21 protein-coding genes are annotated in these 21,526 nt (G+C 50.8%); 20 read left to right on the top strand and 1 reads right to left on the bottom strand.

Annotated features, from left to right (window positions below):
* Positions 1–2 precede the first annotated feature (2 nt).
* The 16 genes from KQI79_RS13125 to KQI79_RS13055 all read left to right on the top strand — a co-directional run bounded on the left by KQI79_RS13125 (position 3) and on the right by KQI79_RS13055 (position 14,768).
* A complete protein-coding gene (locus KQI79_RS13125; RefSeq protein WP_216538694.1) occupies positions 3–1,097 on the top strand; it encodes a GerAB/ArcD/ProY family transporter in 1,095 nt (364 codons plus the stop codon).
* Entirely contained in the window at positions 1,094–2,320 is a 1,227-nt protein-coding gene (locus tag KQI79_RS13120) for a Ger(x)C family spore germination protein (RefSeq protein ID WP_216538693.1), read from the top strand. Before KQI79_RS13125 ends, KQI79_RS13120 begins: the two co-directional genes overlap by 4 nt.
* Positions 2,317–2,559: a CLC_0170 family protein gene (locus KQI79_RS28255; protein ID WP_367398189.1), complete on the top strand. Its 243-nt coding sequence runs from the start codon at positions 2,317–2,319 to the stop codon at positions 2,557–2,559. The genes KQI79_RS13120 and KQI79_RS28255 overlap by 4 nt, the downstream gene beginning before the upstream one ends.
* A complete protein-coding gene (locus tag KQI79_RS13115) occupies positions 2,550–3,812 on the top strand; it encodes a Ger(x)C family spore germination protein (protein ID WP_253298128.1) in 1,263 nt (420 codons plus the stop codon). Before KQI79_RS28255 ends, KQI79_RS13115 begins: the two co-directional genes overlap by 10 nt.
* Before the next feature lie 224 nt (positions 3,813–4,036).
* The gene (locus tag KQI79_RS13110) at positions 4,037–4,426 is read left to right on the top strand and encodes a hypothetical protein (RefSeq protein WP_216538692.1); all 390 of its coding nucleotides are present in this window, start codon (positions 4,037–4,039) and stop codon (positions 4,424–4,426) included.
* Positions 4,427–4,431: 5 nt separating this feature from the next.
* The gene (gene nosD, locus KQI79_RS13105; RefSeq protein ID WP_367398192.1) at positions 4,432–5,778 is read left to right on the top strand and encodes a nitrous oxide reductase family maturation protein NosD; all 1,347 of its coding nucleotides are present in this window, start codon (positions 4,432–4,434) and stop codon (positions 5,776–5,778) included.
* Positions 5,775–6,365, top strand: coding sequence for a nitrous oxide reductase accessory protein NosL (locus KQI79_RS13100; RefSeq protein WP_216538690.1), 591 nt, complete (start codon positions 5,775–5,777; stop codon positions 6,363–6,365). Before nosD ends, KQI79_RS13100 begins: the two co-directional genes overlap by 4 nt.
* Before the next feature lie 5 nt (positions 6,366–6,370).
* Entirely contained in the window at positions 6,371–7,189 is an 819-nt protein-coding gene (locus tag KQI79_RS13095) for an ABC transporter permease (protein ID WP_483311385.1), read from the top strand.
* A complete protein-coding gene (locus KQI79_RS13090; protein ID WP_367398188.1) occupies positions 7,182–7,955 on the top strand; it encodes an ABC transporter ATP-binding protein in 774 nt (257 codons plus the stop codon). Before KQI79_RS13095 ends, KQI79_RS13090 begins: the two co-directional genes overlap by 8 nt.
* A gap of 149 nt (positions 7,956–8,104) precedes the next feature.
* Entirely contained in the window at positions 8,105–9,757 is a 1,653-nt protein-coding gene (locus KQI79_RS13085; RefSeq protein WP_483311384.1) for a catalase, read from the top strand.
* Positions 9,758–10,021: 264 nt separating this feature from the next.
* Positions 10,022–10,459, top strand: coding sequence for a DUF1641 domain-containing protein (locus KQI79_RS13080; protein WP_216538688.1), 438 nt, complete (start codon positions 10,022–10,024; stop codon positions 10,457–10,459).
* A gap of 36 nt (positions 10,460–10,495) precedes the next feature.
* A complete protein-coding gene (locus KQI79_RS13075) occupies positions 10,496–11,674 on the top strand; it encodes an NAD(P)/FAD-dependent oxidoreductase (RefSeq protein ID WP_216538687.1) in 1,179 nt (392 codons plus the stop codon).
* Between the two features lie 610 nt (positions 11,675–12,284).
* Positions 12,285–12,971, top strand: coding sequence for a TVP38/TMEM64 family protein (locus KQI79_RS13070; RefSeq protein WP_216538686.1), 687 nt, complete (start codon positions 12,285–12,287; stop codon positions 12,969–12,971).
* Positions 12,972–13,129: 158 nt separating this feature from the next.
* A complete protein-coding gene (locus tag KQI79_RS13065) occupies positions 13,130–13,360 on the top strand; it encodes a hypothetical protein (RefSeq protein ID WP_216538685.1) in 231 nt (76 codons plus the stop codon).
* Positions 13,361–13,430: 70 nt separating this feature from the next.
* Positions 13,431–14,129 (top strand): class F sortase, encoded by a 699-nt coding sequence (locus KQI79_RS13060; protein WP_216538684.1) that lies wholly within the window; start codon positions 13,431–13,433, stop codon positions 14,127–14,129.
* Between the two features lie 129 nt (positions 14,130–14,258).
* The gene (locus KQI79_RS13055; RefSeq protein ID WP_216538683.1) at positions 14,259–14,768 is read left to right on the top strand and encodes a hypothetical protein; all 510 of its coding nucleotides are present in this window, start codon (positions 14,259–14,261) and stop codon (positions 14,766–14,768) included.
* 498 nt (positions 14,769–15,266) lie between these two features.
* On the opposite strand, the gene KQI79_RS13050 is transcribed toward KQI79_RS13055, so the two are convergent.
* Positions 15,267–16,241 (bottom strand): cation diffusion facilitator family transporter, encoded by a 975-nt coding sequence (locus KQI79_RS13050; RefSeq protein ID WP_216538682.1) that lies wholly within the window; start codon positions 16,239–16,241, stop codon positions 15,267–15,269.
* Between the two features lie 298 nt (positions 16,242–16,539).
* Here KQI79_RS13050 and vanG point away from each other — a divergent pair, with 298 nt between their 5' ends.
* The 4 genes from vanG to KQI79_RS13030 all read left to right on the top strand — a co-directional run bounded on the left by vanG (position 16,540) and on the right by KQI79_RS13030 (position 21,479).
* Positions 16,540–17,607 (top strand): D-alanine--D-serine ligase VanG, encoded by a 1,068-nt coding sequence (gene vanG, locus KQI79_RS13045; protein ID WP_216538681.1) that lies wholly within the window; start codon positions 16,540–16,542, stop codon positions 17,605–17,607.
* Positions 17,598–18,452, top strand: a complete 855-nt coding sequence (locus KQI79_RS13040) for a D-alanyl-D-alanine carboxypeptidase family protein (RefSeq protein ID WP_216538680.1) — start codon at positions 17,598–17,600, stop codon at positions 18,450–18,452. The genes vanG and KQI79_RS13040 overlap by 10 nt, the downstream gene beginning before the upstream one ends.
* A complete protein-coding gene (gene vanT / locus KQI79_RS13035) occupies positions 18,439–20,601 on the top strand; it encodes a serine racemase VanT catalytic subunit (RefSeq protein WP_216538679.1) in 2,163 nt (720 codons plus the stop codon). Before KQI79_RS13040 ends, vanT begins: the two co-directional genes overlap by 14 nt.
* 158 nt (positions 20,602–20,759) lie before the next feature.
* Entirely contained in the window at positions 20,760–21,479 is a 720-nt protein-coding gene (locus KQI79_RS13030; RefSeq protein WP_216538678.1) for a YebC/PmpR family DNA-binding transcriptional regulator, read from the top strand.
* The last annotated feature ends 47 nt before the right edge of the window (positions 21,480–21,526 follow it).

The following is a 21,526-nucleotide window of genomic DNA, read 5'->3' as shown; positions in this document are numbered from 1 at the left end:
GGATGAAAGAAATACCGGAAGTGACAGTCATCCAAGCCACTGCGATTATTGTAAGCAGCATCATCGGGGTCGGGGTGCTCCCGCTTCCCCTCTTCGCTGTACGCTCGGCCGGCGCAGGGGCGCCGCTCGCGACGATGCTCGGCGCGGCGGTCGCCTTTATCGGACTCAGCATCATTACCATACTGGGCATGCGTTTTCCGAGCAAATCCATTATTCAATATAGCGAAGACATTATCGGAAAATGGCTGGCTCGGGTCGGCAATATCATGATTATCGTTTTTTTTGCTATGTTAACTTCGCTGACGGCACGCGAATTCGGCGAAGTCGTCGTCACGTCCGTACTGAAACAGACGCCCGTAGAAGTAACCGTCATCGTCATGCTGCTGCTGGCTACATTCTCCACCCGCAACGACATTACGAGATTTGCATATATTCACTATTTTTATACGCCGCTGCTTCTTATCCCCGGTATATTGATCGTAGCGCTTTCGCTGAAAAACGCCGATATCCTAAATTTGCAACCGTTCTGGGGCAACAATCCGAAAGGGATGTTGCCGGGGATCTTAACCATTGCCGCTTTATTTCAAGGCGCTTTCGTGATGACTGTGGTTATTCCGGCTATGCGCAAGCCGAAGAAGGCGATGATCGCCAGCATATGGGGGATTGTGATCGCCGGCGGACTGTATATCGTTATTGCTGCGGCGACGGTCAGCGTGTTCGGCGCCGAAGAGATCAAAAAATTGCTCTGGCCTACGTTGGAATTAGCCAAGACGACATCGCTCCCGGCGAATATTTTGGAACGAATCGACGCGGCGTTTCTCGCGGTTTGGGTGACCGCCGTCTATACTACGCTTTTTTCCAGTTATTATTTTACGATTGATTCCATCAGCAAGCTGTTTCGTTTGGGCGATTCGAAAATGTTTTCTTTTTTTATACTGCCGTTTGTTTTTATTATGGCTCTGCTGCCGCAAAATATATTGCAAATGTATGAAATCATTCAAAACGTCGGCCGCGTCGGCATGGTGATGACCATTGCTTATCCCGGCATTTTGTTGTTCGTGTCCATCATTCGCAAGCAAAAAGAGGAACGCGTATGAGGGAAAAGCAGGGAAGAGCGATCAAGCTGCTTTGTGTCATGCTCTTAACGGTTCCTCTTCTATCAGGCTGCTGGGATCGGCTTGAAATTGAGGAACGAGCCGTCGTATTAGGAATTTCAGTGGATTCGGCGGAAGGAGAGCATGAGAAAGAACAGGAGATTACGCATTTGCGCGGCAAGTTCCCCGCTCCGAAACAAGAATTGATCCGCGTTGCCGTCCAGATCGCCCTGCCAGGGAAAATACCGCTCGGTCCGGGACAAGCCGGTGGGGAAAAAGGGGGAAAAGAAACGGTGTGGGTATTGGACAGTGTCGGACATACGATCGACGACGCGCTTATGAATTTGCAGCAGCAAATTTCAAGCAGACTGTTTTTCGGCCATCTGCGCGTTATTGTCGTATCCCGGGAAGCCGCCCGAAAAGGACTGCAAACGTTGAACGACTATTTGCGCCGCAATTCGGAAGTGCGCAGAACGGCCTGGATGCTAGTTTCGGAAGGCGATGCCAAAGAACTGATGAAAGCCGCGCCCAAATTGGAACGCGTTCCGACGATGTACTTGTTGGCCACGTTGGACGAAGCGGTCCGCATGGGGAAGTTCCCGACCGATTTTCTCGGTATCTTTTGGAGCAATTCTTCCAAAAAAGGAAAGGAAGGTTTCCTTCCTTATGTCAAAGTCATGAAGGAGCAAAACGTTGAAATAAAGGGAATCGCATTTTTTAAAAACGATAAATTAGTGGAAGTAACGGAACCCCTTGAAATAGCGGCATATATGGGCATTAAAGGAGTAACGCAGGCGGGTTACCGGTCTTTCGTGAGAGTGGGAGAAACGCCGACGATCGTCATGCTCTATGCCACCTCCCGCAAATCGTACATAAAAGTGGATATTGTAAACGGCCGCCCGCATTTCCTCGTTACGATCTTTCTCGAAGATAATATCGAAGAAAAAGTCAACGATTCGGTTTTGTTGAAAACGGACGAAGTTTTATGGGAAATCGAACGGAAGAATAATGAGGCCGCAACAAAACTATATGAAGATTTTATTAAAAAAACGCAGAATCAAGGAGCCGATATTCTCGGCTTCGGCGAATATGTACGCGCCAAAAAACCGCAATATTGGAACCGCCACATCCGGACCAAAGAGCGGTGGCAAGAAATGTACCCTTCCGCAACGTTCGAAGTGAAGGTTCACACGAAAATTCGACGAGTCGGAATGGAGTCTAAATGACATCACGCTGGGAGGCTGGAAAGCATGATAGGAGGCGGTCAGGTCGGATTCGGTTTTATCGTTTCGGCGATACCGTTATGGTTGGTGACAGGATGGCTCATTTTACAATGGGACATGAAAACTACGAGCAGAAAAACATGAAAAAAGAAAAGAAGGTGGCCCGTTTTCTCGGATGGTTCAATGTTGCGGCCGGAATTCTGTCGTTCGTCGCCAACTGGATGCTGCGATTATGGGGGTAACGATGAAGACGAAGCGTAAACCCGTCGCGTTGTTTTGCATGTTCATTCTGATCGTACCGCTTCTCGCAGGTTGCTGGGATCGCCTGGAAATAGAAGAACGCGCCGTCGTATTGGGCATTTCCATCGATACGGCCAGCCCGGGAGAAGAAAGCCAAGAGCAAGAGGTGAGCCATCTGCGCGGGAAATACCCGGTTCCGACCCGCGAGTTGATTCGCGTCGCCGTTCAAATCGCGCTGCCCGGTAAAATTCCGCTTGGCCCGGGGGGAGGCGAGGGAGAAGAAGGCGGCGAGGGCGGGGGCGCGCCCGGCGCGGGACAAACGGTATGGATCATCGATGTCGTCGGTCATACGATCGACGATGCGCTCATGAATTTGCAGCAGCAAATTTCGAGCAGATTGTTCTACGGACATTTGCGCGTGATCGTCGTCTCGGAAGAGATGGGCAGGAGAGGGCTGGAAAATATAAACGACTTTTTGCGCCGCAATTCGGAAGTGCGCAGAACGGCCTGGATGCTCATCTCAGGGGGGAAGGCGATCGACTTAATGAAGGCGACGCCGCAACTGAAACGAATACCGACATTGTATTTGCTGGCGACATTGGACGATGCGGTCAAACTGGGGAAATTTCCGAACGACTTCGTCGGCATTTTCTGGAGCAACTCCTCGAAACACGGGCAAGAAGCATTTCTTCCTTATGTCAAACTAATGAAGGAACAAAACATTGAAATTTACGGATTGGCTTATTTTCGGAACGATAAAATGGTGGGCGTGACGAAGCCTTTTGAAATTGCCGGTTATATGGGGATTAAAGGGATCAGGACATCGGGGTACCGCGGGTTTGTCAGAGCGGACGGACCGGAAAAAACCGTTACGGTATACGCGACGTCCCGCAAATCGAAAATGAATGTCGAAATTAGGAATGGAAAGCCGCATTTCATCGTCTCCGTCATGACGGAAATCGATGTGGAAGAAAAATTAAGCGAATCGTTTCAAATCGGCCATTCGGATGTATTGAAAGAGATCGAGAAGGAGAACAAGAAAGGATTGATCAAAACATACGGAGATCTCATTCGCAAGACACAAGAAAAAGGATCCGACATTTTCGGTTTCGGAGAATATATAAGGGCAAAAAAACCTTTGTATTGGAACGAGCATGTCCGAACGAAGGAGCGTTGGCAGGAAACGTATAAGAACGCCACGTTCGAAATTCGAGTGACAACGCGTGTCCGCCGTATTGGCATGAAAGCGACATAAGCCGATTGATCATTAGATGACGAAACATTTGCTGCCTTACAACGCGGCAAGTGTTTTTTTGTTTTTGCCGCATCGGGTATCCGTCTTCGTTTCGAAATTTTCACACAGTTGTAACAACAATAGCTCTATCGAGCGATATTCAAACGGATGCCGTTCCGGTAGGATGACTACTGACGGCTATCATAGCAAGCGGCAATCAGCGGTAAGAGGAAAGAGGGGATGAGATGAAAAGAAACATATGGATGCTTGCGTTCGCAATGCTGACGCTCCTGTTTATGTCGGCATGCGCCGATCCGTCAAGTTCGTCGAATGTGAATCCCGCCAAGGTGCAGGTGGAGTTAATCGCAACCCCCGAGCCGGTAATCGCCGGGGAAACGACCGCTCTAACGGTGCGGATTACGGGACTTAACACGTTCGAAAAAGCCAGGGTCCAACTCGATATTCGCACAGCGGACAATAAAGGCATTCCAGATTTGTTGGATACGGAAACTACGGGCAACGGCGACTATTCGGCGGAATATACGTTCAAGAAAACAAGTTTATACGACGTATATGTTCATCTCTACCAAGGCGAATTGCATATTACGAAGAAAAAGCAGTTGGAAGCGACTTGACGGCCGTGAGAACGACGCTGATTTGGTCCGTAGTATGCCTGCTGTTGCTGCCGATGTCCGCAGCGGCGGCGCCGGGCGGGGCGGAGCCGACATCCGGATACGAGCGGGTCCAAACGTTGATCGATGCCGCGAAGCCGGGCGAGACGCTGGAATTGCCTGCCGGAACGTACCGGGGGCCGCTCGTCGTCGATAAGCCGCTTCATATCCGGGGAATGGGTACGGCACGCATCGTGAACGATGCTTCCGAGCCGGCCGTCGTCATTCATGCCGATCGCGTCACGCTCGAAGGGGTGGAGATCGATCACAATTCGCAAACCGGGGAAGCCGCCATAATCGTTGAGGCTGACGAGACGACGCTGTCCCGCGTCGCGATCCGAACCCGGTCGCATGGCATTCAACTGCGCGAAGCCGATCGCGGCATCATTGAACATTCCCAAATCGCATGGCTAGGCGCCGAAGCAGACAGGGATCGCGAAGTCCCGTTATCGCAAAAAGGCAACGGAATCGATCTGTTCGACTCGCATCGCAGCCGAATCGCCGGCAATGAAATATCCGGCATGAATGACGGCATTTATCTGGAAAGCAGCCATGACGCTTTAGTCGAGGACAACAAAGTGGAGCGCTCGCGCTATGGCATTCATTGCATGTACACGAACGGCACGAAGGTCATCGGCAACGAAGGACGGTTCAATGTAACGGGCGCTATGATCATGGGAGTGCAGGATGCCGAGGTGACAGACAACGTCTTTCGCATGCAAAGCGAAAACGTGAACTCCCAGGGCATTCTTCTGTTTGACGTGCAAACGTCCCGAATCTACCGCAACGTCGTGGAAGGCAACCGCGTCGGTTTGTATATCGAGCAATCGCTGCGCAATGAATTGACGGACAACGACGTGCTGCGCAATTTTATCGGCATTCAGTTGCTCGAATCGGAAGGAAACCGATTTGCGAACAATCGCTTTATCGCCAACGTCATCGAGGCGGAAGCGACGGAAAGCATGGACAATCGATTGACCGGCAACTATTGGGACAGCTTTCGGGGGATTGATCTGGATCGGGACGGAATGAGCGACATTCCTTATGCCATCAATCCGTTCTTCCAGCAGCTGGTCGACAGGAAGCCGGCTTTTCAGCTGTTTTTCCAATCGCCGGGCATTCGTTTTCTGGAAAGTCTGTTCGTTGCCGATCAGAGCGTATGGGCCGCCGATTCGTCGCCACTCATGCGTCTTCCGGCCGAAGCGGACCCGAATCCCGGCTCCGGCGATTCCGATTATTGGTGGAGCCTTTTCTTTGGCATTTTCTTGTTAGCATCGTCCATTGCGACAATTTATTTGGTGGGGGTAAAAAAATGAAAAAGACGGTATGGATTGGTTTGGTTATTGTGCTAATCGGGATATTGGCCGGATGCGGCTGGAAGGAGTACAAGCCGGTCGCCATCGACGAAAACGTCGATAAATGCGCCATTTGCAATATGCAGGTGAAAGACGACGCCTTCGCCACCCAACTGACGACAAAAGACGGACAAAATATGAAGTTCGACGATATCGGTTGTATGAACGAATGGAAGGCGAAGAACGGAACGGACAACATCGGCGCGCAATTCGTGCGGGATTACAACAATTTGGAATGGATCAAGTATGAAGATGCCGTCTATGTATACGATGCTTCGTTCAAGTCTCCGATGGCATACGGCGTTTACAGCTTCAAGGATCGGTCGTCTGCGGAACAATTCGTTGCGGAGGAGGGAACCGGTATCGTCATGAATGCCGATCAATTGGCTTCGCACTCTTGGGACCGCAATCAAGACATGATGCATATGCACGGCGGGGAGGACCATGATGCGGAGGCGCACACGCATTCCGGCCCGGAAGAAGGATCCCATTCGGAATCCGATGCGGATGCCGAAGCGCATGACTCGCATTCCGATACGGGCATGTAACGATGATGAACGTATACCATGTGGCGCGCAGAGAGTTGAAAGCGGGGTTTCGCAATCCATGGGCCTATTCGTTTATGGCCCTTTTCTCCGTCTTCAGCCTTAGCCTGTTATTGATTAATTCCCAAAACGTCGTGCAGGGGTACTCCGGAGCGACGGGGACGATGTTAAGCTTGATCTTGTACTTGCTTCCGCTCATGACGCTGTTTCTCGGCTCTTTTTCGTTGACCGCGGAGAAGGAAGAAGGAAGCTGGCAACTGCTGTCGACGTATCCGCTCGGGACGCTGTCTTTTTTGGCAGGCAAATATGTCGGCCTCGCTTCCGTCTTGCTGGCGATCGTCGCATTCGGCTACGGCGTCATGGGCGTTGCCGGAGCGTTGTTCGGGAAAGGATTCGAGCGCAATACGTATATGCTGTTTTTCGCTTTTTCCGTCGGATTGGTGCTGCTGTTTTTGGCCGTTGCGCTCATTGTCGGATCTTTGGCCAAAAACCGGTGGCAGGCGCTCACCATCGCGGTGGCGATTTGGTTTTTTGCCGTTATCGGTTGGCCCACTTTGCTTATTGCGGCGCTCGGCTTGCTGCCATACCTATGGGCGAAGCCGGCATTGCTTATTCTGACGATGTGCAATCCCGCGGAGCTTGTACGGCTGTTTGTCGTCGTCAAACTGGGCGGCGGATCGATACTGGGACCGGAATATTACCGCTGGATTCAATGGATTGACGAACCCGGCGGAACGCTGTTGTTTCTCGCCGTTTGTGCCGTATGGGTCGGTCTGGCGATGCTGGGAAGCTATTTCATATGGGAGAGGGGGCGAACGCGTGGGTAAGCCGACTTACGTTAGAACGGCGGCGGACCGGCCGGCAGAGTCCTGCGAACCGGTATTGACATTGCAGGACGTGCGCAAAACGATCAAGCGGAGAACCATCGTCGACGTCGTCAACATGACGGTGAAGCGGGGCAACGTGTTGGCTTTATGCGGCGGCAACGGGGCCGGCAAAAGCACGATTTTGCGGATGATCGTCGGCGTGCTGAAACCGAGCGGCGGTTCGATATGCGTGAACGGATACCGATGGGCTGACGATCGCAAAGCTTACTCGGCGCAGCTTGGGTATATGCCCGACGATTATTTGTTCGGCCAAGGATTGACGGCCGGCGAAACATTGTCCTTCTGGGCATCGCTGCGCAAAGTGTCCAAGCGGCGAACGGAAGAAACGCTTGCCGCCGTCGGACTGGCGGATGTTAGAAACGAGCAGGTGCGCTCCTTCTCCAAAGGAATGCGGCAGCGGTTATTATTCGCTCAAGCGCTGCTTGCCGAACCGCCGCTGCTGGTCATGGACGAGCCTACCAACGGTCTCGATCCGTTCTGGATGCATTCGTTCGTCCAACTGGTTCAACAATTGAAAAGCCAGGGGCAAGCCGTCGTTTTTTCAACGCATCAGTTGCAAATCGCGGAAGCGGTTGCCGACGATGTCGTTTTTCTCGATCGGGGACGAATCGTTTGCGAAGGCAAGACGGCCGAGTTGAAGCAATCCCACGGCCCGGCCGGGCTGCAGGCGGTATTTAACCGTTTGTACGGATTCGAAACCGAATGAACCGGCACCGAAGAAATCGAAGCGCTGTTGCAGTCGATGCAGCCTGCTCATCCTAACATTTCAAGAAATGGAATGAATAAAACATAATAATTTCTATAAAATAACTAGAAAGTTAATGTTTTCCCATGTGAAATGTAAGGAGGAGCAGATTGATGGGCGATGAACAGAACAGAGAGAATGCGATGGAAAACGGCATATCGGTAACGGGTGCCGGCGATGCGCTTGACGGACGCAAGGGCGAAGGGGAAGACGATCGAACGCTTACGACAAGACAAGGGCATCCTGTCGCGAACAATCAAAATTTGCGCACGGTCGGAAATCGCGGGCCCGCCACGCTGGAGAATTATCATTTCATCGAGAAAATTACTCATTTTGACCGCGAACGGGTGCCGGAACGGGTCGTTCATGCGCGCGGAGCCGGTGCTCACGGGTATTTCGAAGCGTACGGCAAAGTCGGCGACGAACCGATATCCAAGTATACCCGCGCGAAATTGTTCCAGGAAGCAGGCAAGCGAACGCCGGTATTCGTACGCTTCTCGACCGTTATTCACGGCGGCCATTCTCCCGAAACGTTGCGCGATCCGAGGGGATTTGCCGTCAAATTTTATACGGAAGACGGCAACTGGGATCTGGTTGGCAACAATTTGAAAATATTTTTCATCCGGGATGCCATTAAATTTCCCGATATGATTCATGCTTTCAAGCCGGATCCGGTTACGAACATTCAAGACGACGAGCGATTTTTCGATTTTTGCAGCAATTCGCCGGAAACGCTGCATATGGTCACTTTCGTTTACTCCCCGTGGGGAATACCGGCCAATTACAGACAAATGCAAGGTTCGGGGGTCAATACGTACAAATGGGTCAATCAAAACGGGGAAGCCGTGCTTGTGAAATACCATTGGGAGCCGAAGCAAGGCATTAAAAACTTGACGCAGGCCGACGCGGAAGCGATTCAAGCGAAAAATTTCAACCATGCGACGCAAGATTTGTATGAAGCGATCGAACGGGGAGATTATCCCGAATGGGAGCTGTTCGTTCAAATTTTAAGCGACGACGATCATCCGGAACTGGATTTCGATCCGCTTGACGACACGAAAATTTGGCCGAAAGATCAAATTCCGTGGCGGCCAGTCGGACGGATGGTACTGAACAAAAATCCGCAAAATTACTTCGCCGAAGTCGAGCAGGCTGCGTTCGGCACCGGGGTTCTCGTAGATGGCCTGGATTTCTCGGACGATAAAATGTTGCAGGGACGAACGCTTTCCTACTCCGACACGCAGCGCTACCGGATCGGAGCCAATTATTTGCAGCTGCCGATCAACGCGCCCAAGAAGCGGGTGGCGACGAATCAGCGCGACGGGCAAATGGCCTATTACGTCGATCTTGCGCCCGGACAAAACCCGCATATCAATTACGAACCTTCCTCTTTGAACGGTTTGCGCGAAGCGTCCCAATCGGGCCGGGAATATACGCCGCATGTCGAAGGGAAGCTGGTGCGCCAAAGCATCGACCGGACGAACGATTTCAAGCAGGCCGGCGAGACGTACCGGGCATTCGACGATTTCGAGCGGAACGATTTGATCTTCAATCTTGTCAATGCCTTGCAGAAATGCAGTCCGCATATTCAGCAGCGCATGATCGAATTGTTTACGCAATGCGACGAAGACTACGGCCGGCGCGTTGCCGACGGATTGAAACAAGCGGCGGAGCGCAAGGGAGCCGGGCCGTTAGGATCCGCGCATACCGGCGAAGCCGTCAAGGAAGCGGAACAAAGAGGCCACGACACCGATTCATATTAAGTGGCAACGAGAAGGATGCCGGGAAGCGCATATGCTCCGCAGGCGTCCTTTTCTCTCGAAAGGGCCGGGTACCGACACAAAAAAATTTTTGCAGTTTACGGGCAAAAGGATTACAATAATCAAAGTAGAGAATCCGTTTAGGCTAATCCGTAGTACTTCGATGTGAAATTGTTCACAAATAATCTTATTTTAGGTGACAAAATTCGGAGAATTTTTCTAGGATGCTTGTCTTTGCGGAAATGAAGAAAAGGAGGTCATTTTCACATGTCTGAAACTGTCACACAACAGCAGGCAGAACAAACTGCAACAACCCAGACGCGGGGAGAGTTGGATATACTCGACCAACTGATGAAGCCCGAGGTGCAACAATCGCTCACCGAATTAGTAGAGCAACTGCCGAAATTGGCGGAAATGGTCACTTTCATGACCAAAGCGTACGATGTCGCGCAATCTCTCGCTACGGACAAGGTTCTGATCGAAGATTTCAAAGGCGGATTGAACGAATTCGTCAAGCCGATCCAAGAGAAAGCGAAAGGAATCGCATCCGCTGCGATTGAAGCGAACGACCGCGCCGAATCGGAAACGACAACCATCGGCCTGTTCGGCATCTTGAAGATGTTGAAAGATCCGCAAGTGCAAAAAACGCTTCGCTTCGCGCAAGCGTTCTTGGACGTATTATCCGAGCGACAAAAACGGCAATAATTCGGCAATGATTCGAGAAAGGATGGAGAATAAACAATGGCAAAACATATTGTTATATTAGGCGGCGGCTACGGCGGGTTGCTTACCGCGCTGACTGCGCGCAAATATATTCCGGCCGAAGACGCTCGAATTACGGTCGTGAACCGCAACGGATACCATCAGATCGTCACGGAATTGCACCGTCTTGCCGTCGGCGGCTTGAACGAAAGAAATGTGGCGCTCCCGTTGGATAAACTGTTGCGCAAGAAAGATGTCGATATCGTGATCGGCACGGTGCAGGAAATCGCATTGGAGCAAAAACGGGTGAGCCTGGCCAGCGGCACGGCCTTGGAGTACGACGCTCTCGTCATCGCGTTGGGAAGCGAAACGGCGTATTTCGGCATACCTGGCTTGGAAGAACATAGCTTTACGCTGAAATCCGTGGAGGATGCCAACCGGATTCGCGCGCATGTCGAAGCATGCCTCGACTCGTACAGCCAAACGAAGAACAAAGCGGATGCCACTTTCGTCATTGGCGGAGGCGGCCTGTCGGGCATCGAATTGATCGGCGAGCTTGCCGATACGCTGCCGCAGCTATGCCTCAACAAAGGCATCGACTTTAACGATATATCGCTTTATTGCGTCGAAGCCGCGCCTTCCATATTGCCGGGCTTTGCGCCGGAATTGGTGGAACGCGCGAAGACGAGTCTGGAAAAACGGGGCGTCACCATTCTGACCGGCGTCGCCGTGACAGAAGTGCAAGGGAAAAACGTCATTCTGAAAGACGGCACGTCCATTGAAACGAATACGCTCGTCTGGACGGGCGGAGTGACCGGAAATAAAGTCGTAGCGGATTCCGGGATCGAGGCGAACCGCGGACGCGCGACCGTTAACGCGTTTATGCAATCTACGTCGCATCAAGACGTATTCCTTGCGGGCGACAGCGCGGTCGTTATGGGACCGGAAGGCCGCCCTTATCCGCCGAGCGCGCAGATCGCATGGCAAATGGGCGAGCTTGTCGGTTACAACTTATTCGCCTATTTCAAAGGAGCGCCAATGAAGGAATTCCAGCCTGTCTTCTCCGGCACGCTTGCCAGCCTTGGCCGCAAAGACGCGATCGGAACGATCGGCGGCAATCAAACCCGCCTGAAAGGCATGCCCGCTTCATTGATGAAAGAAGCGAGCAATATTCGCTATCTATCCCATATTAACGGGCTTTCTTCTTTAGTGTACTAGGATTTTTCGTTCGATTGATCCGAGTCACGCTGACTGTAATCCCCTTTAAGCGATCCACGCATGTTTCGCTTGAAGGGGATTTTTATATCGTTTTGTCGTTTGACAATGGAGTTGTGGTTTGGTCATTTTGTACCGTTCGATCGCGAGACTGGTGGCGCGGAATTGCCCGAAATATTAGTAGGAGTAGCCTTAGGTTGTACGGAGTACAACATTTTGCGGGGAAAAAGCATAGAATGGGTCGCTATGTTGCAGAAAATACAACAATTTCGGTAAATTGTTGGCCTGCATCGCTCGAAATGGCCTGAAATGTTGCATATTGTGCAGCATAGGTGGCAGTCGCTTCATGAAACGGGGTAATACGTTGCACATTTTACATCATAGGGATGGTGGACGTCCCGCGGAGTAGGCACTTTAGCTAGCAAAAATAATGTAACGCCGAAAGCTGGCGTTAAGTTTGCCGCGTGTCCATCTTGAGCTGGATTAGATGGAAAAGCCATAGCGATGACGTTCGAAGGATCTTTTGCTTTTTATGCGAAAACGGATTATGATAATTACTGTCTTTATCAATTGGCTATGTAAATTTTTCCTTTGATACGCAGACAGAATTGAGGTGATCGCAATTAACAAAAAGGCAAAACTGATTTCCTTTGCCTTCCTCGTCATTCTTTTTATCGCAGCGCTAACCACCGAACCTTTCTCGCTATTGCTTAGAGGCGATTTGGAGAAATTTCGGGAGCTGACGAATGAGAATATGGCGCTCGTTTTGCTTCTTACGTTGACATTAATGATTGTGCAAAATTTGGTTACCATTATTCCGGTCATCGTTCTTATTTCTTTGAACGTTACGATGTTTGGTTTTATTTACGGTTATCTATGGAGCTACCTTTCGAGCATCGTTGCGGCTACCATCGCATTTTTCGCCGCGCGTTACTGGTTTCAGGAGTTTCTATCGCGCAAGTTGAATCAGAAATGGAAGAATAAAATAGAGGGTAGAGGATATGTATATATTCTCATTTGCAGATTGCTGCCGTTCATGCCTTCAAGCATTATCAACACGGCGGCAGGAATAAGCGGCATGAAGTTCGGCCATTTTACCATCAGTACGGTCATCGGCAATTTTATTTATTTTTCCGCATTGGCATTGGTCTCATTAGGAATTATGTCCATTGAATTCAACGGATACACTTACGCAAGCATGATCGGCGTCGCTGCGCTCGGCGCGGCGGCGGTATATGCTATACGGCGAAAGCGCAAAGCGAGGACTCAAGAGGAAGGCAGCGAAACGAACGGAATGTAGCGTCCCTAGAAAATACAACTATTCACCCCCGGCGATCGCGACGAATTGTTGGGGTTTTTGTTTTGTTTCCCTTCCAAAAATAACAACACATAATTGAAAATGAATCTTCGGAAAATATATCGTGTAACACATTAACTACACCGATTTGGAGGATAAGCATGAAAAGAATCGCTGCCATTATGATTGCGACGGCTTTGTCGTTATCTTGCGCCGCAGTTGGTTTTGCGGAGCCGGTAACCCATCATAAAACGCATGAAAAGCGTCATGTGAAACAACATGCGAAAAAGCATCATGTGAAGCCGTACAGCAAACATGCAAAAAGAATCAAAATGAGAGCAGTCGAAACGCCGGGAATGCCGAAATCGGGATTGGGCGGAACGAGCAAGTAACGACAAAAAGAGGGGCTTCCCTCTTTTTTTCAATTTGAAAATCGGAATGAAAGGAGTGACGGCTTTGCGAATGAAATTTTTGTTCGTAGTCAGCCTTTTGATCATATTATGCGGATGCTTCGCGCAAACCGGCGAGCGCCGGCCGGAAAGCGAACCGATTCGGGCGGAGAATCGTCCTGATGCGGAACAGCTTCAGTCTTACGACCGGTTAGCGGCGCCGGAGCCGGAACAAATTCGAACTGATGATGCGAACCAGCGGAATGACAGCGCCGAATTTACGGAAGAGGAGGAAAGAGACGAACCGGAAGAAACGGAGGAGATTTCTTTCATTCCGGTGCGGCTTCGAATTCCGTCAATCGGTTTGGATACGATCGTAGAGCCGGTAGGAATACTGGAGAATGGACATATGGGGGTACCGAAGAAGTTCGATCGCGTAGGCATTTTAAGTCCTTGGACGAAACCGGGCGAACCGGGAAACGCTGTCATCGCCGGACATCTCGATCATTATACCGGGCCGGCGATCTTTTATCATTTAAGAAAATTAAAGAAAAACGACAAAGTGACGATTTCGGATCAGAAAGGGAACCAATTGACTTATACTGTAAAATCGGTGGAGTCGTACAAAACCGAAGAAGCTCCTCTGGAACGAATTTTTGGAGAAGCGGAAACATCGAATCTGAATTTGATTACGTGTACCGGCAAGTTCGATAAAAAGAAGCGCGAACATAACCGACGATTAGTCGTCTTTACCGAGTTGGAATCGCAATAAATCCGTTGCAGCTTGCACGTTATAAGGAAGGAAATCAGACTTTAGTCCAGTTTTTCCCTTGACCTTAGCTAGATGACGAACGAAGTATGAATTGGTACGATGTAGCTAACAAGCAAAGGGAGGAAAAATATGAATTCGCGCGCAATCGTTGGCGCCGTGCTTGTATTGTTCGGCGTATTTCTGTTTCTAAACCGGGGAATTGAATTTGGGCCTGGGACGATTATCGGATATTTTTGGCCGAGTATGTTCGTGCTTCCGTTAGCTATATTTTTTCACTGGATGTATTTCTCGGTTACGAATCGGCGGGGAAGCGGCCTCTTGATTCCGGGCGGAATTCTCTTCACGGTAGGAGTCGTCTGCCAAATATCGATGCTGTACGATAATTGGGGATCTATGTGGCCCGGCTTTATACTGGCTCCGGCGGTGGGATTATTCGAATTTTATTGGTTCGGCAATCGCAACAAGTGGCTGCTGATCCCGATCGCGATTTTATCGACATTGTCGATTTTGTTCTTTGCGGTGTTTTCGCTTGGATCGATCTTCAACCGTTTCAACGATCAACCGCTCTTTGCAATCGCGTTGATTGTCGTTGGAGCGTTTTTGCTGATCGGATGGAGAAGGAAATCGTCTGTCGTCTAATCGCTAGCGATTTATGTAACGCAGAAGGGGAGGGCCATCGGCCCTTTTTTCATTTTATTGCGATTTATGGCGTTTGGTTTTATTATGTGCATTTCCGTCCCTTCTGTCGATATCCCTCTCGTTCAGAAGGCCGTTTCTAGCCGTCGACAAGCTGAATATCCGTTTCCCTACAGAATGTCCACGATTACTTTTAAATATGAAAACAGGTTACGCCTGGCGTACAAAACGGCCATTAAAAAGCCTGATAGCGGTGGGATGGTTCAGACAGGAGATTTATTTAATTATGTTAATAATTAATGAGGTTATGCCGTGGGATGCCTACTGAGCGAACGGGATTTCGACAGAAAGCGGGAAAAAGAGGAAGGTAAAAGCGTGCATCACTTCGCTAACGTAGTTTTGATTGAACGGAGAAACGCGTAAGGATCGGCGAATCGTATAAAACGAAGCGGCCGACACTCCCAAGAAAGGGGGCCGGCCGCTTTACCGAGGCCAACAACGTTACAGTTTTAATTGCTCGTGTTGAATATGCGAATGCTCCGTTTGAATCGTGCTGTGCGTAATGCCATATTCCGTTTCGAGCCGATGTATGGCTTGCTGCAGCACCGCTTGGGAATCCGCATCGTTGTCGACTCGCATATGGCAGTTTAATGCGTGAAAACCCGATGTAACGGTCCATATATGAAGATCGTGCACGTCGACGACGCCGTCGATGCTTTGGAGCGTTTGTTTTACCTCGTCGTGATCGATATTGTCCGGCGTTCCTTCCATTAGAATGTGAACCGCCTGCTTCAAGACGCCCCATGCGCCTCTCAATATTAACAAGGCGACGACAACGCTGATGATCGGATCGGCAGCGTACCAGCCGAACACGAGCATAACGAGTCCGGCGACGATCGCGCCGACCGACCCGAGCATATCGCCAAGCACGTGAAGATAGGCGCTTCGAAGATTGACGTTGTTTTTCACGTCGCCTTTTCTCATCAGCATCCATGCGCTGATCATGTTGGCCGCGAGTCCGATCGAAGCGATCAGCATCATCGAACCGCTCGCCACTTCGGGCGGATTGTAGAATCGCTCGCAGGCTTCTTTTATGATGAAAAAAGCGATAACAAATAAGGTAACGCCGTTGAACAGGGCCGCCAATATTTCAAACCGGTAAAATCCGAACGTTCTCTTCGGCGAAGCGGCTTTGGCCGCAAAGATCATGGCGACCAAACTGAGCAGCAGCGAGCTTGCGTCGCTCAACATATGCCCGGAGTCCGACAATAGCGCGAGACTTCCTGTCACGAGACCGCCGGCAAACTCCAACACCATAATGGACGTAGTGATAACAAATGCAATGAGCAAACCTTTCTTGTTTCCTTCGCGATTGTCTCCGTGGCTGTGGCCGCCTGCCCCGTGATGATGATGGCCGATCCCATGGTGGTGGTGATGTTCGTTGTTGCGGGTTTTGGTTGACGTATTGTTCTTCATAAACAGGCACCTCTTTTAGACCGATTTTTCCAAATATTCTGCATTCAATTAAAAACATTAATATATGAACATATGCTCATATATAATATATAACACATTGTTTTGTTTTGCAAGCTTTCGATCTTTAAGATTTTTAATTTCTATCTTGTCTATTCTTTAGAAAAACTTAATTTTATTTTTAAGGAAAAATAAGACGGCCGGGCTAACATGGATGTATTAAGACAAAGCGTATCGTTTTGCTGCAAGTCGCGGCTTACGGAAAGCGGCGCTTCACTTATACGTTTAGGAGGCTTTATTTATGAAAAAAGCAACGGTTGCGGTATTGTTCGGCGGCTGTTCCACCGAATACGAAGTATCGCTAAGCTCGGCCGCCGCGATCATCGAACATTTGGATCGGGATCGCTATCACATCGTTACGGTAGGAATTACTCGAAACGGACAATGGCTCTTATATAAAGGAGAAGTAGAAGGGATTCGGGACGACAGCTGGCATGCGCATCCCGATTGCTCGCCGGCATGCATATCCCCGAGCAGGGAGGTTCGAGGACTGATCGAGTTTATCAGTACCGAATTTCGCATCATTCCGATCGATGTTGTCTTCCCGGTTTTGCACGGCAAAAACGGAGAGGACGGCACCGTACAGGGACTGCTTGAACTGTCCGGCATCCCGTTCGTCGGTTGCGGCACGCTTTCATCCGCGATCTGCATGGATAAGGACATCGCGCACACATTAGTTCGCAACGCGGGCATCGCAACGCCGGATTCGATTACGCTGCATGAAGGCGATTCGATCGACAAGGCCGCCGTCGACGCTGCCAGGCTCGGCTTCCCCCTCTATGTGAAACCCGCCAAATCGGGGTCGTCCTTCGGCATTACGAAGGCTTTCGACGAGGGGGAGTTGATCGACGGCATCAAGCTCGCCTTGTCGCATGACGATAAAGTGGTGATCGAGCGGCATATTCAAGGGTTTGAGGTAGGCTGCGCGGTTCTCGGCCATACCGATCCGATTGTTGGGGAAGTAGACGAAATTGAAATCGCCGGGCATTTTTTCGATCATCATGAGAAGTATTCGCTGGAAACGTCATCGATCCATCTGCCTGCCAGAATTGGCGCCGACATATCGGCCAAGGTCAAAGAGACGGCGCTGAAGATTTATCGGACACTCGGCTGCAAAGGGCTGGCCAGGGTAGACATGTTCTTGACAAGCGAAGGAGGGCTCGTGTTTAACGAGGTGAACACGATGCCCGGTTTTACGTCGACGAGCAGATATCCGAATATGCTTCGCTCCATCGGCATTTCCTATGCCGAAATTTTGGATCGGCTCGTTGCGCATGCGCTTACGGAGGAGCCAGTCGTATGGAATTGACAGCATCCGTTCGGACCAATCATGCCCAGCCTTCGTTGGCATACGATATCATTCATTTGGAACGCGGCCATATTTATCGGGGACATCTGTTATTGGTCAACAGCAGCCATCCGATCATGGTGCCGCAAGACGCGGCAGACCTTGTGCTTGTGGACCGCATGTACGCGGCTTCGCATTCCTATGAACCGGATTTATCGTTGGAAAAAACCTGCTTCGAGCAGCTGCAGACCTTGTTGAAAGCTTGCCGCGCGACGGATCGCATCGCCGTCGTCAGCGGTTATCGTTCGAGAGAAGCGCAAGCGCAAATCTATGAAACTTCGCTGCGGGACAACGGCGCCGCTTTCACTGCGAGTTATGTGGCCCGTCCGAACGAAAGCGAGCATCAAACGGGGTTGGCGGTAGATGTCGGCGAGCGGACGGATCATGTCGATTATATTCGTCCTTCGTTCCCCGACCGCGGCGTCTGCTTCGTTTTCAAACGGCTTGCCGCCGAATACGGCTTTATACAAAGGTATCAAACAGGGAAGGAAGCGATCACGAACATAGCCTGCGAGCCGTGGCATTTTCGCTATGTCGGCTTTCCGCATTCGGCGATCATGGAACAACGCGGATTTTGCCTGGAAGAATACATCGAATATGTCAAGCAATATACGTTTCAACGTTCGCATCTCGTTATGGAACATAAACATGCGGCAATAGAAATCTACTACGTTCCGGCGGAGGGCGGCATTACGAACGTACCTGTCGTGCGCGGCGATCGGTATTGCCTCTCGGGCAACAATCAGGACGGGTTCGTCGTGACCGTATTTCACCGAAAAGGCAGTGACAAGCATGGCTGCGCCTAACGGCCCAAGTTACATCGGACTCGATCGTTTCAAAATCGTCGCCGCCTTGCTGGTCATCGCCATTCATACCGGCCCGTTGATGTCCTACAACGGCTATGCCGACTTTATGCTGACCGGCATCGCAGCGCGCCTGGCCGTGCCGTTTTTCTTTATCGTCTCCGGTTTTTTCCTCTTTCGCAAGCTGACCGGCGACTTGGGCCAAGATCGGAGAACGCTGCACCGTACGGTTCGCAAAATCGGGATATTGTACTTGGTTTCGATATTGCTATACTTGCCGTTAAATATCTATTCAGGCTATTTTACCGACGATTTCAGCTTCTTTTCTTTGTTGAAGGATATCGTTTTCGACGGCACGTTTTATCATTTATGGTACCTTCCGGCGCTGATGATTGGGATGTATATCGTCTACTATCTCACCCGGATTTTTTCGCTCCGGATTACGCTTGCCGCGACGGGAATATTATATGCGGTCGGTATGCTCGGCGACAGCTATTACGGATTGATCGAACGAAGCGGGATATTGCTGGACGCCTATACATCGATGTTTGCGCTGTTTGATTACACGCGAAACGGTTTGTTTTTCGCGCCGCTTTATTTAGCGCTTGGCGCGTGGGCGGCCGCACGGCCCGATTCGGGCCGGTCGGCGCAAGCAAGCGCCGCATGTTTGGCCGCATCGCTTGCATTGATGTTCGGCGAAGGGATGCTGCTGCGTCAATTGGAGCTGCCGCGGCACGACAGCATGTATCTATTTCTCGTTCCCGCCGTATACTTTCTGTTTGGCTTCTTGCTCTTGGAGCGGCCTAAAAACGAGAGCGGAAGAGGGCAAACGCTCAGACAGATCAGCACATGGATTTATATTTTGCATCCGATCGCCATTGTCTTCGTGCGAGGCGCCGGCAAATTAACCGGACTGACTTCGATCGTCGTCGGCGATAGTCTGATCCATTACGTATGTGTCGCGCTGCTGTCTATCCTATTGTCTCTCGCTGCGGTCCGGCTGCTGCGATTTTTCGCGCCCAAGCCGGTCAGCCGCCACAGAGCATGGGCGGAAGTCGACCTAGCCCGTATTGCGCATAATGCCTCGGAGCTTAAACGCGTGTTGCCGCCCGCTTGCGATTTGATGGGGGTCGTGAAGGCGAATGCGTACGGGCACGGCAGCGTACCGGTGGCCAAGCATCTGTGCGGCATCGGCGTCAAACATTTCGCGGTGGCGGAAGTGGACGAAGGGATCGCATTGCGGAAAAACGGGATAAAAGGGGAAATATTAGTCCTCGGATATACTTCTCCCGACCGTTTCGCCGATCTTGCGCGCTACCGTCTTTCGCAAACCGTTATTAGCAGCGATTACGGCAAAGCGTTGGACGAATACGGCAAACCGATCAATGTGCATATTAAAATCGACACGGGCATGAGCAGATTGGGCGAACATTACAGCCGGATGGAACAAATTTATTCGATGTATCGGCTCCGCCACGTTCGGATCGCGGGAACGTTCACTCACTTGTCGGTTTCGGACAGTCAGGAAGAGCAGGATATCGCTTTTACGGACCGCCAAATTAGCCGGTTTATGAAAACGGTGGAACAATTAATACGGGTGGGAATCGATCCCGGTACGCTTCATATCCAAAGCAGTTACGGAATTTTGAATTATACGGATATACACTGCGGATTGGCCCGTCCCGGGATTGCTCTGTACGGAATGCTGTGCAATGAGAACGATCAGGTGAACGCGGATGCCGACTTGCGTCCCGCACTGTCTTTAAGAGCGAGAGTTACGTTGGTCAAGCGATTGAGCGAAGGCGAGCCTGTCGGCTACGGGCGAAATTACGCGGCCGGGCGCGATTGCGTCATCGCGACTGTATCCATCGGCTATGCCGACGGCGTTCCGCGGGAATGGTCCCGGAAGGGCGGGTATGTTCTTATCCGCGGACAGAAGGCGTTCATTGCGGGCAATATTTGCATGGATCAGTTGATGGTCGATGTAACCGGTATTGACGGCGTGCAAGAAGGCGATACGGCAACGATTATCGGACAGGACGGCGAGGAAGCGATCGGGGCGCAGCAGATCGCCGGACGATGCGGCACGATCGCCAATGAAATTTTGACGGGAATCGGAAGCAGAGTGCCGCGAATTTATTTGAACAAGTAAATGGGAAGCGAAGCGGTCATTCGGGGGAGGCGTATAGCCTTCCCTTTCTTTATGCAACCACTTAAAAACTTGTTCAAATGGCACGAAAAAGATATAATATACTAGATATTATGAAGTCAGACGACGAGGATTCAATATGGAAAGAGAGCGGAAACAGTATGGGGCGTAAATGGAATAATATTAAAGAAAAGAAAGCGTCGAAAGATGCGAACACAAGTCGTATATATGCAAGATTCGGACGCGAGATTTACGTAGCGGCCAAGCAAGGGGAACCCGATCCGGAATCGAACCGGGCTCTAAAGGTCGTGCTGGAACGTGCCAAAACGTATAATGTGCCGAGAGCGATCATCGATCGCGCGATCGAAAAGGCGAAGGGCGGCGCGGAGGAAAACTACGACGAATTGCGTTACGAAGGCTTCGGACCGAACGGGGCCATGGTTATCGTGGACGCATTGAGCAATAATGTAAACCGTACCGCTTCCGAAGTGCGCGCCGCATTTACGAAAAACGGCGGCAGCCTGGGCGTAAGCGGATCGGTTGCCTATATGTTCGACGCGACCGCAGTGATTGGGTTGGTCGGCAAAACGGCCGATGAAGTATTCGAAATATTGGTGGAAGCGGAAGTCGACGTACGCGATATGATGGAGGAAGACGACGCCGTCATCGTCTACGCCGAACCGGAGCAGTTCCATGCTGTGCAAGAAGCGCTCAAGAATGCCGGCATCGATGAATTTACCGTCGCCGAGCTTACGATGCTCGCGCAAAACTATGTCACGCTTCCCGAAGACGCGCAGACCCAATTCGAGAAGATGATCGACGTCCTCGAAGATTTGGAGGATGTGCAGCAAGTGTACCACAATGTAGAGCTTGACGAATAGAGACGAATCCGTCTTCCAAGACGGTCGGCGGGGCCGGTCCAGAAGTT

Source organism: Paenibacillus sp. MSJ-34 (genome assembly GCF_018918005.1).
Classification (GTDB): domain Bacteria; phylum Bacillota; class Bacilli; order Paenibacillales; family Paenibacillaceae; genus MSJ-34.
Note: the sequence above shows the minus strand (reverse complement) of the source record. Positions and strands in the feature narration are given on the sequence as shown.